Below are 14,964 nucleotides of genomic sequence, written 5' to 3' on the forward strand. Positions count from 1 at the left end.
GTGAGAGAGGCGTCGGCGGGATCCTTGCGGAGACGGGCCGGCCGCCGTTGGATGGACCGGCGCCGCGCCATGGGACTCCGGCGGACAAATCGCAGGAATCCTGAGCCGGTCAGCAAACTGGCCCCATCCGAGTATCGCCGGTCCTGCCATGGTCCACAAGGCTTGAGGAATCGACGGACGACTTCTCCACAATGCGTCCTCGTCGCACGCAACCATTACCCCGGGAACCAGCGGGCGGTCGAAGTCGCCGTGTTCGGTACCCGGTGCGCGGCGTTGCGGGAACACGGCCGGAACCGGTGTCCGGCAGAGGCGTCCGCCCGTGTCGTCGGCGGACCGACGGGTAGCGGACGAAGATGACGCCGGCCAGCAGAGCCATGACCGCCGGCGAGGCCGCCCGCGCTGCGCGGTGCGGCGTACCTGCTGCGACGTCGCGCATCGGGCGGCACGTTGCGACACGGGCGTCGGGGTGGGGCGAAGCGTTCGGTCGTGTCGACGAGCGGGTGGGAGCCACGGTGGGCGGCGCCGGGATGACCCTCCCGGGACGACCGCGTCAGTTCCAGGTGATCGTGGCCCGTGTCCGCCAGAGATCCAAGACGGCCGCGTCCCCGCGTAGGTCAAGGCGTTCGGTCCCGCTCCGGTTCCACAACAACAGGTAGAGCTCCGATGCAGTTCCCACGATGGTCAGCTGGGCCGGCATCTCACCGGCGACCAGGCGGCGTCCGGCCGGCTCGATGTGGAAGGTCCATCCCGCGTCGATATCAGTGGGCACCAGGGCCATGCTGAGGGGTGGATCGGCCACCAGACGCCCACCGGGCCGGCCGAAGAAGCCGCTGAGTAGTTCCTCGATGCCGTCGGCGGCGAAGGACGGGTCCCAGTACGGAACCGTGGAGACGGCCGACTCGGCATCGGCGCGGTGTACTGCGGTCTCGTGAGCCTGCCGCCGTGCCCAGAACGCCAACGGCGAGGGTGCGGGCAGAAACGTCCAACACTCGACGCTCTCGTCAGCCGCTGCCAGCGTGTCCACGAGTGCGCGGTGGCTCTCCCGATACCGGTCCAGCAGTTCGTCGTCATCGACTGCGACGAAGAACTCCGCCTCTTCCCGAGTGGAGAAAGGCTGACGGCGTCCCGTGATCACGTGGGCCATGGCCCAGCGATGGATACCGCCGACATGGCGCAGTAGATCACGGACCTGCCATCCAGGGCAGGTGGGCGCGAGTGCGTCCATTCCCGCCCGGTCCGCCGCCTCTGCCAGTCGGACGCCTTCCTCATCCAGCGCGGCAATGTGCTCGGCGATACGCATGACGGGAGCGTCCCACGCGCCACCTGCCCTCCGCCAGACGGGCGTCGTGCCATGGATGGCTACTCCTTTGCCGCGCTCCGCGTGGCTGTGCAGCAGTTGGAAGGTCGGTGTCGGCTGGGCCTTTCGGGAGCCCTGCTCAAGAATGAGCGGGCTTGCAGGCCTGGGCGGAGCTCATGCCGTTCCTCCGCAGCCCGCAGCCCGCAGCCCGCAGCCCGCAGCCCGCAGCCCGCAGCCCGCAGCCCGCAGCCCGCAGCCCGCAGCCCGCAGCCCGCAGCCCGCAGCCCGCGGCACCGCGGTATTGACAGACCGTGCCCCGGCCGCTGAGGCTGTGTGAAGCGATACGTATCGATGGATGCGGGGGCATGATGCGACGCAGGATCCTCGCGCTGGCCACGGCCGCCGCGGTCGTCGTCGGCGGGGCCATGACGATGGTGCTGGGGCCGGCCTACGCCGCGACGGCGTGCACGGTGGACTACAAGATCACCCGGGAGTGGTCCAGCGGCTTCTGGGCCGAGCTCACCGTCACCAACCTGGGCTCGCCCGTCACCGACTGGTGGCTCCGGTTCCGGCAGGCCAACGGCCAAACGATCACCATGGGCCTCGACCGGCTGCCGGACGGATACACGCTCGGCAGCGGCGAGTTGTACCCGGTGACCATGCTCCGCCCGCCGGCGGGGTCCACGCTGCCGACCGGCGCCTCGGTGACGGTGCGGTTCGGCGGCAACTTCCGGGGCGCCGACCCCGAGCCGACCGACTGGGTGTTGAGCGGCCAGCCGTGCAACGCGGACGTCGCCAGCCCGACCGGCTCGTCGCCGCCGGCGGCCTCGGGGAGCCCGCAGCCCAGCCCGCTGCCGGGAGGGCCGTCGGTGGCGCTCACCTCGCCCCTGCCCAACGACTTCTTCGCCGCGCCGGGCGTCATCCCGATCCGTGCGGAGGTCACGGCGGCGGCCGGCCGGCGGATCGAGCGGGTCGAGTTCCGGGAGCGCGGCACGTTGCTCGCCGTGGACACCACCGCGCCGTACGCGTTCGACTGGCGCGGTGTGCCGCCGAACAGCGGTACCCGCGTCACCGCCACCGCCTACGACAGCGGTGGCGCCCAGGCCACCGCCGAGGTCCGCGGCGTCCGGGTGCTCCCGCCGCCGGCGCCCGGTGCCGCACCCGCGCTGAAGGCGTTCGGCAACCGCATCCTCACGGTCACCGCCGACCCGAGGCCGTACCGGCCACGCGGAATCGTCCGGTCGGCCGTGCCCGGCGAATGCGCGTGGGGACCGATCCGCTGGGACGGCCCGGTCGACGACGCGTCCGTAGGCGCGCTGCGGGCCCGCGGCGTCAACGCGGTGCGGATCGTGCTGAGCGACGCCTGCTACGTCTACACCGGCAGCCCTGCCGACAGGCATAACCGCGTCGGCTACCTCGACGAGGCGGCCCTGTACGTCGACCGGCTCGTCCGGGCCGGCATCACACCCGTCGTGTCGCTGCACCAGAGCGACGTTCTCGCCACCCGCTCTTTCTGGAGCGCGGCGGCGGAGGTGTTCGGCGACGACAACGCAGTCGTCTTCGACATCTCGTCCTACGACTTCCCGGCGGCCGGTGGCGCAGATCCCGCGGTGGTCTGGACCTGCTGGCGCGACGGCGGCACCGCGTGCGCCGACGCCGGCCTGCCGACCTTCGGCGTGCAGGAGCAGATTCGCCTGCTTCGCGTCCAGGGCTCGTTCAACCTGGTCCTCGCCGCCGGGATCGACGGCGGCAACGACCTGCGCCGGTGGCTGGAATACCGCCCGGCCGACCCGGACGGCCGCAGCGTGGCCGCCGCCTGGCGCGTCGACGACCGCTCGGCCTGCGCCACGCCGGCCTGCTGGCGGTCGACCCTGCTCCCGGTCGCCGCCCAGGTACCGCTGATCGCCACCGACGTCAGCGCCGGCTCGGCGGGGCCGACGTTCGTGCCGCGGACGGTCACCTGGCTCGACCAGCACGGCATCGGCCACCTGCGCCGGTGACCGGTCGGGGGTGAGCCACACCGACAGCCGCGCGTCCGTGAGCTGGGCGCGACCGCGCGGAATCCGTGCGGTCCGGCACGCCCGCTGCCGCAGGCGATCTTCCGGGTGCGGGATCTCGGGCACACCGCAGGGGTGGGGCTCTTCCGGGAAGGGGTCCGTCAGGCGGTCGTACGCGACCACTGCTGGTTGGCGCCGGTGTTGCACGTGTACTGCTTGAGGACGACTCCGTCTGCGGTGGATGCGGCCGGTACGTCCACGCATTTGCCGCTGTGTCGTGCCCGCAGCTGGAAGTAGCTGCCGTTGGCGACGATCTGGAACTGCTGATTGCTGCCGGTGCCACAGGTGTACTGGATCAGCTCGGCGCCGTCGGCGGTGGACGCGCTCACCACGTCGAGGCACTTCCCGCTGTTGCGGCTGACGAGGCGCCAGTAGCCGCTGCCGGCGTCCTGGAACTGCCACTGCTGCCACGCATTGCCGTTGTACGTGTACTGGCCGACGCGCGCGCCGTTGTCGGTGTTCGGTTGTTGGACGTCCATGGCCTTGCCGCTGTGCCGCACGGTGATCCGGTAGAACGTTCCCGTCGACGGCGGGGGCGTCGTGGGGCCACCCCCGATGGTGTCGCCCCACCCGTACCGGATCTGGTCGGCGCCGGAGGTGTTGCGGACGGTCAGGTTGAGGTCGGTGCCGCTACCGCTGAGCGAGTACATCGAGTACCAGTCGTAGCCGATGGTGCCGGGCTTTCCGCCGAGGGCGGGCCAGTAGGTGCCGCCCATCCGGTTGTCGCGCATGACCTGGGCCATGGCGCGGATGTGGCGGACGAAGTTGTCGGTGCTGTTCGCGTCGGCGTAGTTGCGGCCGTCGTTCATGGGTGCGCCGAACTCGGTGGCGACCGCCCGCGACGCGCAGTTGCCGAGGCGGGTCTGGATGTGGCTCCGGAAGGCGTCGTAGGTCATCTCGCCGTAGAAGAAGGCGTAGTGGTGGAAGGACAGCAGCGTCGAGGCGAAGCGGGTGTCGTTGCAGACGTCCCGCAGGTCCTGGCTGAACCCGGTGCCCCCGACGAGCACCCGGCTGGGCGCCGCCGAGTAGTGGTAGCTGAGCCAGTTGGCCGCGACGTCGCGCCACTCGGTCGAGCTGTAACCGTGGGGCTCGTTCATCGGCTCGAAGTAGACGTTGGGGTTCGAGCCGTACGTGTTGGTCACCGTGGACCACATCGCGTTCCACGCGGCGAGGTTCGTGATCCTGCCGCCGGAGGCGGCGCCGTCCTCCCAGTAGGCGAGGATGACCTTGAACCCGCGGGCGGTGGCGGCGTCGACGGCGCCTCGGTAGGCCTCCCACCACGCCGTCCCGACCGTGTGGGTGTTGATGGGCAGCCGGACGGTGTTGACGCCCATGGTGGAAGCCATGTCGTCATAGAGGGCGTTGGCCTTGGCCCGGACCGTCGCGTTGCTGTCGGAGGAGCTCAGGCCCTGCACGACGAGAGGGCCGGTGCTGAAGTTGTCACCCAGCACGGCCCAGTTCATGCCTCGGAACTGGTTCGTGGCGGCAACGGCCGGCGCCGACATGACGACGACGCCGCCACCCATCGCCGTCATGGCGGCCACCAGCACGATCAGCAGCCGGCGAATCGACCGGGTGCTCGGCGACGGTCCGGCTGCGTGGGCCCGCGGCGACGTGGTCCGCGTCGAGAATTGGTCAGTCACCGGTCTGGCCTCTCTGGGTTCGGATCAGACTGGTCGACGAAGCCCCTGCTGCTCGTCGGGAGCCCAGCTTCGTTAGCGCTAACATCGCTGACTCGCGCTCGATCCGGAGGGCTTCGCGGTCTGGACGTAGTTGCGTGCCATCAGGCAGCTCCGGCGCCTCTCGCCGGGGCGAGCAGATGTGTTCTGGTTGTTAAGTGCGCGTTGCAGACAAGTGTTAGCGGTCTCACCGGGAGAGTCAAGGAATCGACCAAGGTCGTTCCCTCTGTGTCCTGGCCCACCGGTCCCCGCCGGTGGGGAGCAGAGACCAGGCACCCGGGACGGTGCCCGGCACTAGATTGAGGCGGGTGAGCCAGGGCGAACCATCGGCGGAGGCCGGTCCGTCGGGCGAGGACGTGACGGCGACGCTGCTGGCAGCGGCGCGTGCGGGCGACGGCGCGGCCTTCAGTCGTCTGGTCGCACCCCTGCGGGACGAGCTGCGTGCGCACTGCTACCGGATGCTCGGTTCCTTCCACGACGCGGAGGACGCGGTCCAGGACACCATGGACCGGGCATGGCGAGCAGTCGGCCGGTTCGAGGGGCATGGGTCGATCCGGCCGTGGCTCTACCGGATCGCCACCAACCGGGCACTGTCTCTCATCCACTCGCGCGGGCGGCGTGAACTGCCGACCGATTTCACCGCCCCGGGCGTGTCCCGGGCCGAGGTGACCTGGCTCGAACCGTATCCGGACCGCCTTGCGGCCCCGTCCACCGCACGGGATCCGGAGACCCACGCGATGGCGAGGGAGACCATGGAACTCGCGTTCGTCGCCGCGTTGCAGCATCTGCCGCCGCGGCAACGTGCCGTTCTGCTGCTGCGTGACGTTCTCGGCTACTCCGCCGAGGAGACCGCCGGGATGCTGGTCACCACCGTCGCCGCGGTCAACAGCGCGATGCAGCGGGCCCGCCGGATCGTCGCCGGGCTGACGCCGTCGAACAGTCAGCAGCGGATCCTCGCCGACGTGGGCGACGCGGGGCAGCGGGAGGTGGCCAGGCGGTACGCCGCGGCGTGGGAGTCCGGTGACGTCGAGACGATCGTGGCGATGCTGACGGAGGACGCGCGGTACTCGATGCCGCCGCTGACCGTCTGGTACGAGGGCCATGAGCAGATCCGCGGTTTCCTGGCCGAGGTGACGGGTGGGCGGAGGTGGCGGTTCCTGGCGACGAGTGCCAACGGGCAGCTCGCGTTCGGTACGTACCTGTGGAACGACGCGGCTGCCGCCTACCTGCCGGCGGGGCTGGACCTGCTCGTGCTGCGGGGGCGCCGGGTGGCCGAGGTCGTCTCGTTCCTCGACGCGCGCCTGCCCGCCTTCGACCTACCGGATCGGCTGCCGGAAAATTCGCGTGGAGGCGATGAGTTCGCGGTTCGGCCGGGGTTGTAGTCCTGACGGGTTCACCAGCCACGAAGGGCAGAGCCGACATGCCGAGCAACGAAGAACAGATCCGGACCCTGGTCGAGCGCTGGGCCGCTGCGGTTCATGACGGGGACCTCGCCGGCGTCCTGGCCGACCATGCCGAGGACATGGTGATGTTCGACGTGCCACCGCCGTACGAGGGCGTGCGCGGGTTGGCCGCCTACCGGGAGATCTGGCCGCCGTTCTTCAGGTGGCAGGCGCAGGGCGCGTCGTTCGAGATCGAGTCGCTGGACGTCGTCGCCGGCGAGGACGTCGCCTTCGCGTACGCGCTCCTGCGCTGCGGTACGGCGGCCGACCTCGCCGCACGTCCGTCGGACCGCCTGCGGCTGACGTTCGGCCTGCGCAGGCGGGAGGGCCGGTGGGTCGTCACCCACGAACACCACTCCTTCCCGCTGGCCGATCCCGCCGCCGAGCCGACCCTGGACGCGACCACCGCCGAGGCGGAGGTGCGCCGGCTCCACCAGCGCTGGTTCGAGGGCACCGCGGCCAAGGACCTCGATGCCCTGATGGATGCGGTCGCCGATGACGTGGTCTCGTACGAGCACGACCAGCCGCTGCGACACGTCGGCGTGAACGCGGTCCGTGAGGTCTGCGCGGCGGGTCTGGCGGCGTCAGGTGACGGATCAGTCGCCTGGGACGTGCCCGACCTGACGATCGTGGTCGACGGGGACCTCGCCGTCGCGTGGGGCCTCAACCGCGTCTCGGTTCGCCCGGACGGGGGTCCGCCGATCGAGAGCTGGTCCCGGGGCACCCGGGTCTTCCAGCGACGCGACGGGGCCTGGCTGATGACCCACCAGCACCTCTCCTACCCGTACGACCCCTCGTCGGGGGAGGCACGGACGGATCTGCGCCCGTAGCGGCGCGGGCACGACGTCGCACACCGAGCCGTCCATCGACGTTCATCCAACAGTTCGGAGTGCGTAAGCTCCGCACGGTCGGATCTGGGGAACCTACGGAGGAGGTTCCATGGATCGTCGAGCGATGTTGCGGGCCACTGTTGTCGGTGCGGGCGCCCTCGCCCTGCCGTTCACGGCGTGGTCGGCCGCGTACGGAGCCCCGGCGCAGAACGCGGCGGGGCCCTACGGTGGGCTTCAGGCCGCCGACGCCAACGGCATCCAGTTGCCGGCCGGGTTCACCAGCTCGATCGTCGCGCGTTCCCGTCGGACGGTGCCGGGGACGTCGTACACCTGGCACGACGCTCCGGACGGCGGCGCCGTGTTCCCGAACGGCTCCGGCTGGATCTACGTGTCGAACTCCGAGGTGGCGGCCGGTGCGGGCGGCGGCGCCTCGCGTCTCGTCTTCAACTCCGCCGGTGCCGTGGTCGGGGCGTCGCGGATCCTCTCCGGCACCGACAGCAACTGCGCCGGGGGCAAGACGCCGTGGAACACCTGGCTCTCCTGCGAGGAGGTGTCCCTGGGCCGGGTCTTCGAGACGTACCCGCTCGGCGGGACCGCCGTGGCGCGTCCCGCGATGGGCCGGTTCAAGCACGAGGCGGCCGCGGCCGACCCGGTCCGCCGGGTCGTCTACCTGACCGAGGACGAGACCGACGGCAAGTTCTACCGCTTCGTGCCGGCCACCTGGGGCGACCTGTCCGCCGGAACCCTCCAGGTCTTCCGCGCCGGCACGGCCACCTCCGGCACGTTCACCTGGGCCACGGTGCCCGACCCGGACGGCTCACCCACGCCCACGCGGCAGCAGGTGTCCGGCGCGAAGACGTTCAACGGCGGCGAGGGCTGCCACTACGCGGACGACACCGTCTGGTTCACCACGAAGGGCGACAACCGCGTGTGGCAGGTCAACCTGGCCGCCGGCACGTACGAACTCGCCTACGACGACAACCTGGTCAGCCCCGGCACCGCTCCGCTGACCGGCGTCGACAACATCACCGGGTCCACGGCCGGTGACCTGTACGTCGCCGAGGATGGCGGCAACATGGAGATCTGCATGATCACGCCGGACGACAAGATCTCCGTCTTCCTGCGGATCACCGGACAGAGCGGTTCGGAGATCACCGGGCCGGCGTTCACCCCGGCGGGGGACCGGCTGTACTTCTCGTCGCAACGCGGCACGACCGGCTCGTCCTCCGGCGGCATCACCTACTGCGTCACCGGGCCGTTCCGCCGATGACCGGCTCCCGGCGCCGCTGACCGGCGCCGGCCGCCCGGCGAGGGACGCCCGGCCTTCACCGGGCGCCCCTCGCCGACGCGCTCCGTCGGGACGACCGGTCAGACCGCGCGGTGCGCGCCTCGGTCAGCGCGCACAGGCAGTACGCCGCGAAGCCGCGCACGATCACAGGCAGCAGGCCGCCGCGACGGCGCCTGGAGGGCTGCGGCCCGCGTCGTGATCCAATGACGCGCATGGTTCTCCAGCGGATCGCCGCCGGCCTCCTGTTGCTGATCGGGTTTCTGGCGATGGCGGCCTCGCACACCTTCCCGTTCCTCGACGATCTCTCCGAACCGGCCGAGGTCGCGGTCGCGATCGGGGGCGCGGCGTGCCTGTCGGCGGGGGTGTGGCTGTGGTTGCGCAAGCCGGCGGACCGGTCGTCCGCGCCCTCGGCCGGCGACGGTGAGAGCCCGTGACGGCGCATGCGTCGAGGGCAGCAGAGGGCCGGCGCGACAGCCGGAAGATCGGCGGGCGGGCGCGCCGCCCGGGAAAGCCGGCGAGCGCGCTCGGCGGGCGGTCCGGGCGGTGGCGTCGGATACTGGGCCGATGACCAACCCCGACCTCGATCCCGAGGTGTACCCGCCGATCGACCCGCGTGAGGACGTGCCGGACGACCCCGGCGAACTCCTCCCGGACACGCCCGGCGAACTGCCCGAGGCGCCGGTCGAGCCGATGCCCGACGACGGGGAGCCCGGGGGCGTACCCGAACCGGCCTGATCGGCCCGGCCCGCACCGACCCCCTCACTGATCGATGATGATGGATAATCCTGTGGTGACCGGCGCGCCGACCGCAGGGGAGACCGGATGAGAATCGTCGATGCCCGGGTCATCGTGACCTGTCCCGGCCGCAACTTCGTGACCCTGAAGGTCGTCACGGACGAGGGAGTCACCGGCGTCGGCGACGCCACCCTCAACGGCCGGGAACTGGCCGTCGCGTCCTACCTGCGCGACCACGTCGTGCCGCTGCTGATCGGGCGCGACCCGGCCCGGATCGAGGACACCTGGCAGTACCTCTACCAGGGGTCGTACTGGCGGCGCGGGCCGGTCACGATGAGCGCCGTCGCCGCCGTGGACACCGCGTTGTGGGACATCAAGGGCAAGGTCGCCGGGCTGCCGGTCTACCAGCTGCTCGGTGGCCGATCCCGCGAGGGCGTGACCGTGTACGGACATGCCAACGGCGAGACCGTCGACGAGGTGCTGACCGAGGTAGCCCGTTTCGTCGACCTCGGCTACCGCGCGGTGCGGGTGCAGTGCGGCGTGCCCGGCCTGCCCCGGACGTACGGCGTCAGCGCCGACAAGATGTTCTACGAGCCCGCCGACGCCGCGCTGCCGACCGAGACGGCCTGGTCGACGGAGGCGTACCTGGCCCACGTGCCGAGCGTGTTCGCCCGGGTCCGCGAGGAGTTCGGGCCCACCCTCCGGCTGCTGCACGACGTGCACCACCGGCTCACCCCGATCGAGGCGGCGCGGCTCGGCAAGAGCCTGGAGCCGTACGCGCTGACCTGGATGGAGGATCCCGTCCCGGCGGACCTGCAGGAGGGTTTCCGGCTCATCCGCTCGCACACCACCACGCCGATCGCCGTCGGCGAGGTCTTCAGCAGCATCTGGGACGCCGCCCAGCTCATCCGGGAACAGCTCATCGACTACGTCCGTACCACTGTGGTCCACGCCGGCGGGATCACCCACCTGCGACGCATCTTCGACCTCGCCGCGCTGCACCACGTGCGCAGCGGCTCGCACGGCGCCACCGACCTCTCCCCGGTCTGCATGGCCGCCGCGCTGCACCTGGACCTCGCCATCCCCAACTTCGGCCTGCAGGAGTACATGCGGCACACCGAGGCGACCGACGAGGTGTTCCCGCACGGCTACCACTACGACGGCGGCTACCTGCATCCGGCCGAGACACCGGGGCTCGGGGTGGACATCGACGAACAGGCCGCGGCCCGCTACCCGTACGCGCCGGCCTACCTGCCGGTGAACCGGCTGACGGACGGCACCGTGCACCCCTGGTGAACGCGCCGGTTCAGTGGATGCGGCGACCGTGCGCGTCCGGCACCCCGGACTTGCGGAAGAAGTAGGTGTTGATCTGGTCCCGCCACTCGACGGCGCTGCGGAACTGCTCGTCGAGGCGCTCGGCCACCCGGTCGTGGACGGCCGGGTCGACCGCCCCGGCGACGAGTCGCCACCGCTCGCGCATCGCCGCCACCTCCTCGACCCCGGCGAAGTGCGTGTCGTAGATGTGCTGGATCACGGTGCGGCCACTGTGCAGCACGTGCCGGTAGGGGACGTGATGGAAGAACAACAGCAGTTCGTCGGGGCAGCGCTCGCGTGACTCGTACACCTCCGACCACGGCGGCGGGTACTGGCCGGTGAAGCCGGTCCCGGTCGCCCGGGTGCGGTCCACCCCGACGCCGTCGCGGTCGGCGAAGTGGTACGTGCCCCACGGGGTGTACTCGTAGCCGTCCACGTCCGGGCCGTAGTGGTGGCCGGGCCGCACCATGAAGCCGACGCCGAGCGGGGCGGTGTAGCGCTCGTAGGTTCGCCAGGAGTCGTCCATGATCGCGTGCATCGTCCGCCGCACCGTTTCCGGATCGCCGGTGGCGACCGGCAGCCAGGTCAGGTCGATCCACTCGTCGAGGATCGCGCCGGGAACCAGCAGCGGGTCCCAGGCGAGCCGGCCGAAGGCGTACAGGTTGGCCTGGGCCAGTGGGTGCGCGGTCCAGAACGGGTCGTCGCCCACGTTGGCCACGGCGACCAGGCCGCCACCGGCGCCCGCCCGACCGGCCGCCACGTCGGCGATCGTGCCGCCGGCCTCGCCCCGGGGCCGGAACCGCAGCACCTCGCTCCACCAGGGCCCGAGGTAGCAGACGTGCCGCTGCTGGCCGGTGTACTCCTGCGTCGCCTGCAATTCCACCGCCAGCCGGGTGGCCGGCATCGCGGCGAGCACCGGGGACACCGGTTCGCGCGGCTGGAAGTCGATCGGACCGAACTTCACCTGGAGGATCACGTTGTCGTCGAATCGTCCGTCCAGCGGCGCGAAGTGGTCGTGGGCGGCCCGGGCCCGGTCGGTCGACCGGTCCCGCCAGTCCTGGCGGTGGTCGTAGACGAACGCCCGCCAGCGCACCACGCCTCCGTGGGGGGCGAGCGCCTCGGCGAGCAGGTTCGCGCCGTCGGCGTGGTCCCGCCCGTACGCGAACGGGCCGGGCCGGCCCTCGGAGTCGGCCTTCACCACGTAGCCGCCGAAGTCGGGGATCCGCTGGTAGACCCGCCGGGTGGCGGCGGCCCACCAGGCCCGGACCCGGTCGTCCAGCGGGTCGGCGGTGGGCAGGCCGCCGAGGACCACCGGGGCGGCGAAGCTCACCGACAGATGCACCCGGACGCCGTACGGGCGGAGCACCTGGGCTGTCTCCGCGACGTCGCCGAGCCGGTCGGTCAGCAGCCGCGCCTCGGTGTCGTGCACGTTGACGTTGTTCACCGTGATCGCGTTGACGCCGCAGGCGGCGAGCAGGCGCCCGTAGTCCCGCAGCCGGGCGTGGTCGTGCCGGGCGGCGCCGTCGCGCCAGAACAGGGAGCCGCCGGCGTAGCCCCGCTCGATCTGGCCCGACACCGGGTGTATGTCCACGTTGTCCCAGTGGTCGAGGATCCGCCGGTCCAGCGCCGGCCGGTGCCGACGCGCCGGAAGCTCGTCGTCGAAGGCCGCCGCGCCGAGCCGGACCACGTGGAACATCCCGTACAGCAGACCGGCCGGTGCGTCGGCCAGCACCACCGTCACGCCGTCCACCCGCGCCAGCAGATAACCCTCGTCGCCGAGGGCGCCGTCGCCCGCGCCGTTCACCGCCGGTGTCGCACCGAGCCGGGCCGATTCCGCCGCCACGTTCGGCACCCGGCCGGCCTCGCGCAGGGCCAGCACCAGGTCGGCGTCCACCTGCCACGGCGGACCGTGCCAGACCCGTCCGCCGTACCGGGCGCAGGCCCGGCTCACCTCGTCGAGGACGGTGTCGACCAGGAGGCCCTCGCCGTGCACCAGCACCGGCCGGGAGCCGAGTTCGCGGAACGCCGCGGGCGGCAGCCAGGCGGCGTGCCAGATCGACTTGCCGGCGTGGGCGGATGCCCGGCCGGTGACCGGAACGCTCATGTGGTGAACTCCGCCCGGATGTCGTCGATCATCGGGTCGCCGATCCGCAGCAGCGCCAGCACCAGGAGCGCGGCCAGCAGGGCGAGCACCGCCTCGGAGAACACCGCTGTGACACCGGCGGCGGCGGTCAGCAGCACGACGTTGCCGAACGTGACGCCGGGCTTGCGTCCCACGTAGTAGAGGGCGAGCCGGAGCACGTCGCGGGTGCGGAAGGTGAACAGCGAGACGACCACCAGCGCGTTGAGGCCGACCAGGACCACCCCCGCACCGACCACCACCAGCGGTACCGCCCACCAGCCGGGGACGGCAGCGGCGGGCAGGTTCGCCAGGTTGACCGCGATGACGGCCAGCCACAGCAGCGTCGGCGCCCAGACGCGCAGCACGCCCGGCAGGTTGGCCCGGTAGGCCCGGCGGAACGCGGCCGCGGGACGGAGATCGGTCAGGTCGGGGCGCTGGTGCCGCAGCGTGTACAGCGCGGCCGAGACCGCCGGACCGACGGGCAGCGCGGCGGCGGCGACCAGCGGGAGGTTGCTGCTGTCGCGTTCGAGCAGCACGAGCACGGCCAGGCCGGGCAGCATGCTCACCAGGAGCAGCAGTTCGGTCACGAGCAGGGTGTGGACCACGGCGGCGGCCCGCGACAGCGGCCCGTCGCCGAACTCCCGCAGCCCGCCGGCCGGGTTGCTGCTCATGGTCGCTCCCCGGGTGGGTCGAGCAACCGGTCGTCGTCCCACCACGGCGGGGTCTCGTCCACCACCGGAGTCAGCTCGGCGAGGGTCACCTCGTGCCGGGCGAGGACGAGGTCGAGGTCCGTCCGCCCGCCCGCGACCGGCAGGGCCCGATGAGTACGGGCCGGCTCTGCGGCCTCCCGCAACGCGTCGAGCTGCCGGGGCCGGGGTGAGTGCGGGCTGCCCATCTCCCGCCAGGCCGCCCAGGCGTTGCCGGCGTCCTCGCTCACCGACGAGCGGAGCAGGAACGCCGACGCGGTGCCCGGCGGGCCGATCGGAACCGACAGCGACAGGGTGTGCCGCTCGGGTGCCGGCTCCCGGCCGGTGACGTCGACAGGGGCCCAGGCCAGCACCGCGACCCGGCCGTCGGGGTGCCGGGTGACGAGGTGGTCCGGCCCGCGCGCGAGCACCTCGTCGCCGAGCCGGGCCATGAACGCGTACAGGTGGTAGGTGGGTTTCTTGACCTGCCGGTGGGTGAGCAGGCCGAAGCCGCCGTGCAGCGGCGCGGTGGGCACCCCCTCCTCCTCGAACACGTCGCTGAAGGTCCAGTAGGAGAAGGAGTCGACCAGGTCCCCGCCGCCGGCCAGCACCGGAGCGAGGTAGGCGGCGTGGAAGGCCGTGTCGTGGATCGGGTTGTCCGGCCGGTAGGAGGAGTTGAACTCGGTGATGTGCACCGGGCGGTCGGCCAGCGCGGTGCCGGCCAGGTGCCGGCGGGGCGCGGCGAACTGCTCCAGCAGCTCCGTGGCCGGGGCCAGGGTCTGCCGGGTGCCGAACGGCAGGTGCCGGGCCGGTCCGGAGGTGTAGGCGTGCCGGCTGACGAAGTCGACAGGTACGTCGCGGTCGGTGACGAACTCGGCGAAGGGCTTCAGCCACTCGTCGGCGCCGGGGGAGAGGGCCGGACCCCCGACCTGGAGCGCCGCGTCGACGTCCTTGACGGCGTGCGCCGACACCTCGTAGAGGCGGTGGTAGGCGTCCTGGTCGGCGCCCGCCCAGAACGCCGGCAGGTTGGGCTCGTTCCACACCTCGACGGGCCAGCCGCGCACCTCGTCGAGGCCGTACCGGTCGACCAGGTGGGCCACCGTGGCGCGCACCAGGTCACCCCATTCGGTGTACGACCGGGGAGGCGTGACGTTGCCCCGCCACCAGAACACCGTCTGGTCGCCGGAGGCGAGCGCCGAGGGCATGAACCCCAGCTCCACGAAGGGCCGGATGCCCACCGCGAGGTAGGCGTCGACGACCTGGTCGACGTAGGTGAAGGCGTGCCGCACCCGGCGCTCGCCCCGGTACTCGTAGGGGCGGTGCACACCGACGCCGTCGCTGAGCAGCCCGTGCCCGCGGATGTGCCGGAAGCCGATGTCCCGCTGCACCAGCGCCAGCGAGTCCTGATAGTCGCGTCGCAGGGCCAGGTCGAACCGGCCGGTGCCGACGCAGGTACGCCAGGCTTCGGTCAGCCGGCCGACGGGCCGCTCGGGAACGGTGCCGCGCATCGCCGG

At 71.9% G+C, this 14,964-nt stretch carries 12 protein-coding genes; 7 read left to right on the top strand and 5 right to left on the bottom strand.

Annotated features, from left to right (window positions below):
- Positions 1-550: 550 nt before the first annotated feature.
- Positions 551-1,300, bottom strand: a complete 750-nt coding sequence (locus GA0070562_RS05580; protein ID WP_091416325.1) for a maleylpyruvate isomerase family mycothiol-dependent enzyme — start codon at positions 1,298-1,300, stop codon at positions 551-553.
- 362 nt (positions 1,301-1,662) lie between these two features.
- Here GA0070562_RS05580 and GA0070562_RS05590 point away from each other — a divergent pair, with 362 nt between their 5' ends.
- Complete coding sequence (locus GA0070562_RS05590; RefSeq protein WP_091416328.1) at positions 1,663-3,297, top strand: Ig-like domain-containing protein; 1,635 nt, start codon at positions 1,663-1,665, stop codon at positions 3,295-3,297.
- Positions 3,298-3,455: 158 nt separating this feature from the next.
- Here GA0070562_RS05590 and GA0070562_RS05595 read toward each other — a convergent pair whose 3' ends face one another.
- Positions 3,456-4,997 carry an RICIN domain-containing protein gene (locus tag GA0070562_RS05595; protein ID WP_217493414.1) on the bottom strand — a complete coding sequence of 514 codons (1,542 nt, stop codon included), beginning with the start codon at positions 4,995-4,997 and terminating at the stop codon, positions 3,456-3,458.
- Positions 4,998-5,389: 392 nt separating this feature from the next.
- Between GA0070562_RS05595 and GA0070562_RS05600 the strand changes: the two genes are divergently transcribed.
- The 6 genes from GA0070562_RS05600 to manD all read left to right on the top strand — a co-directional run bounded on the left by GA0070562_RS05600 (position 5,390) and on the right by manD (position 10,624).
- Entirely contained in the window at positions 5,390-6,415 is a 1,026-nt protein-coding gene (locus tag GA0070562_RS05600; protein WP_393352788.1) for a sigma-70 family RNA polymerase sigma factor, read from the top strand.
- A gap of 38 nt (positions 6,416-6,453) precedes the next feature.
- Positions 6,454-7,305, top strand: a complete 852-nt coding sequence (locus GA0070562_RS05605; RefSeq protein ID WP_091416331.1) for a nuclear transport factor 2 family protein — start codon at positions 6,454-6,456, stop codon at positions 7,303-7,305.
- 109 nt (positions 7,306-7,414) lie between these two features.
- A complete protein-coding gene (locus tag GA0070562_RS05610; protein WP_091416334.1) occupies positions 7,415-8,575 on the top strand; it encodes an alkaline phosphatase PhoX in 1,161 nt (386 codons plus the stop codon).
- Between the two features lie 230 nt (positions 8,576-8,805).
- Positions 8,806-9,027: a hypothetical protein gene (locus tag GA0070562_RS05615; protein WP_225853056.1), complete on the top strand. Its 222-nt coding sequence runs from the start codon at positions 8,806-8,808 to the stop codon at positions 9,025-9,027.
- Between the two features lie 130 nt (positions 9,028-9,157).
- On the top strand, positions 9,158-9,328 hold the full coding sequence (locus GA0070562_RS30200; RefSeq protein WP_013287071.1) for a hypothetical protein: 171 nt from the start codon (positions 9,158-9,160) through the stop codon (positions 9,326-9,328).
- A gap of 87 nt (positions 9,329-9,415) precedes the next feature.
- Complete coding sequence (manD, locus tag GA0070562_RS05620; RefSeq protein WP_091416341.1) at positions 9,416-10,624, top strand: D-mannonate dehydratase ManD; 1,209 nt, start codon at positions 9,416-9,418, stop codon at positions 10,622-10,624.
- Between the two features lie 10 nt (positions 10,625-10,634).
- On the opposite strand, the gene GA0070562_RS05625 is transcribed toward manD, so the two are convergent.
- From GA0070562_RS05625 to GA0070562_RS05635, 3 genes are read right to left on the bottom strand one after another with little or no spacing between them, the layout of a single operon-like run.
- On the bottom strand, positions 10,635-12,746 hold the full coding sequence (locus GA0070562_RS05625) for an alpha-glucuronidase (protein ID WP_091416344.1): 2,112 nt from the start codon (positions 12,744-12,746) through the stop codon (positions 10,635-10,637).
- On the bottom strand, positions 12,743-13,435 hold the full coding sequence (locus GA0070562_RS05630) for a hypothetical protein (protein ID WP_091416347.1): 693 nt from the start codon (positions 13,433-13,435) through the stop codon (positions 12,743-12,745). Before GA0070562_RS05630 ends, GA0070562_RS05625 begins: the two co-directional genes overlap by 4 nt.
- Positions 13,432-14,958 carry a GH39 family glycosyl hydrolase gene (locus tag GA0070562_RS05635; protein ID WP_091416350.1) on the bottom strand — a complete coding sequence of 509 codons (1,527 nt, stop codon included), beginning with the start codon at positions 14,956-14,958 and terminating at the stop codon, positions 13,432-13,434. Before GA0070562_RS05635 ends, GA0070562_RS05630 begins: the two co-directional genes overlap by 4 nt.
- Between the last annotated feature and the right edge of the window lie 6 nt (positions 14,959-14,964).

The organism is Micromonospora tulbaghiae, assembly GCF_900091605.1.
Lineage (GTDB): Bacteria > Actinomycetota > Actinomycetes > Mycobacteriales > Micromonosporaceae > Micromonospora > Micromonospora tulbaghiae.

What these genes read in the sequence shown, in the direction of transcription:
- GA0070562_RS05580 (WP_091416325.1), bottom strand. Translation starts at nt 1,300, where the DNA reads ATGCGTATCGCCGAGCACATTGCCGCGCTGGATGAGGAAGGCGTCCGA.
- GA0070562_RS05590 (WP_091416328.1), top strand. Translation starts at nt 1,663, where the DNA reads ATGATGCGACGCAGGATCCTCGCGCTGGCCACGGCCGCCGCGGTCGTC.
- GA0070562_RS05605 (WP_091416331.1), top strand. Translation starts at nt 6,454, where the DNA reads ATGCCGAGCAACGAAGAACAGATCCGGACCCTGGTCGAGCGCTGGGCC.
- GA0070562_RS05610 (WP_091416334.1), top strand. Translation starts at nt 7,415, where the DNA reads ATGGATCGTCGAGCGATGTTGCGGGCCACTGTTGTCGGTGCGGGCGCC.
- GA0070562_RS05615 (WP_225853056.1), top strand. Translation starts at nt 8,806, where the DNA reads ATGGTTCTCCAGCGGATCGCCGCCGGCCTCCTGTTGCTGATCGGGTTT.
- GA0070562_RS30200 (WP_013287071.1), top strand. Translation starts at nt 9,158, where the DNA reads ATGACCAACCCCGACCTCGATCCCGAGGTGTACCCGCCGATCGACCCG.
- manD (WP_091416341.1), top strand. Translation starts at nt 9,416, where the DNA reads ATGAGAATCGTCGATGCCCGGGTCATCGTGACCTGTCCCGGCCGCAAC.
- GA0070562_RS05625 (WP_091416344.1), bottom strand. Translation starts at nt 12,746, where the DNA reads ATGAGCGTTCCGGTCACCGGCCGGGCATCCGCCCACGCCGGCAAGTCG.
- GA0070562_RS05630 (WP_091416347.1), bottom strand. Translation starts at nt 13,435, where the DNA reads ATGAGCAGCAACCCGGCCGGCGGGCTGCGGGAGTTCGGCGACGGGCCG.
- GA0070562_RS05635 (WP_091416350.1), bottom strand. Translation starts at nt 14,958, where the DNA reads ATGCGCGGCACCGTTCCCGAGCGGCCCGTCGGCCGGCTGACCGAAGCC.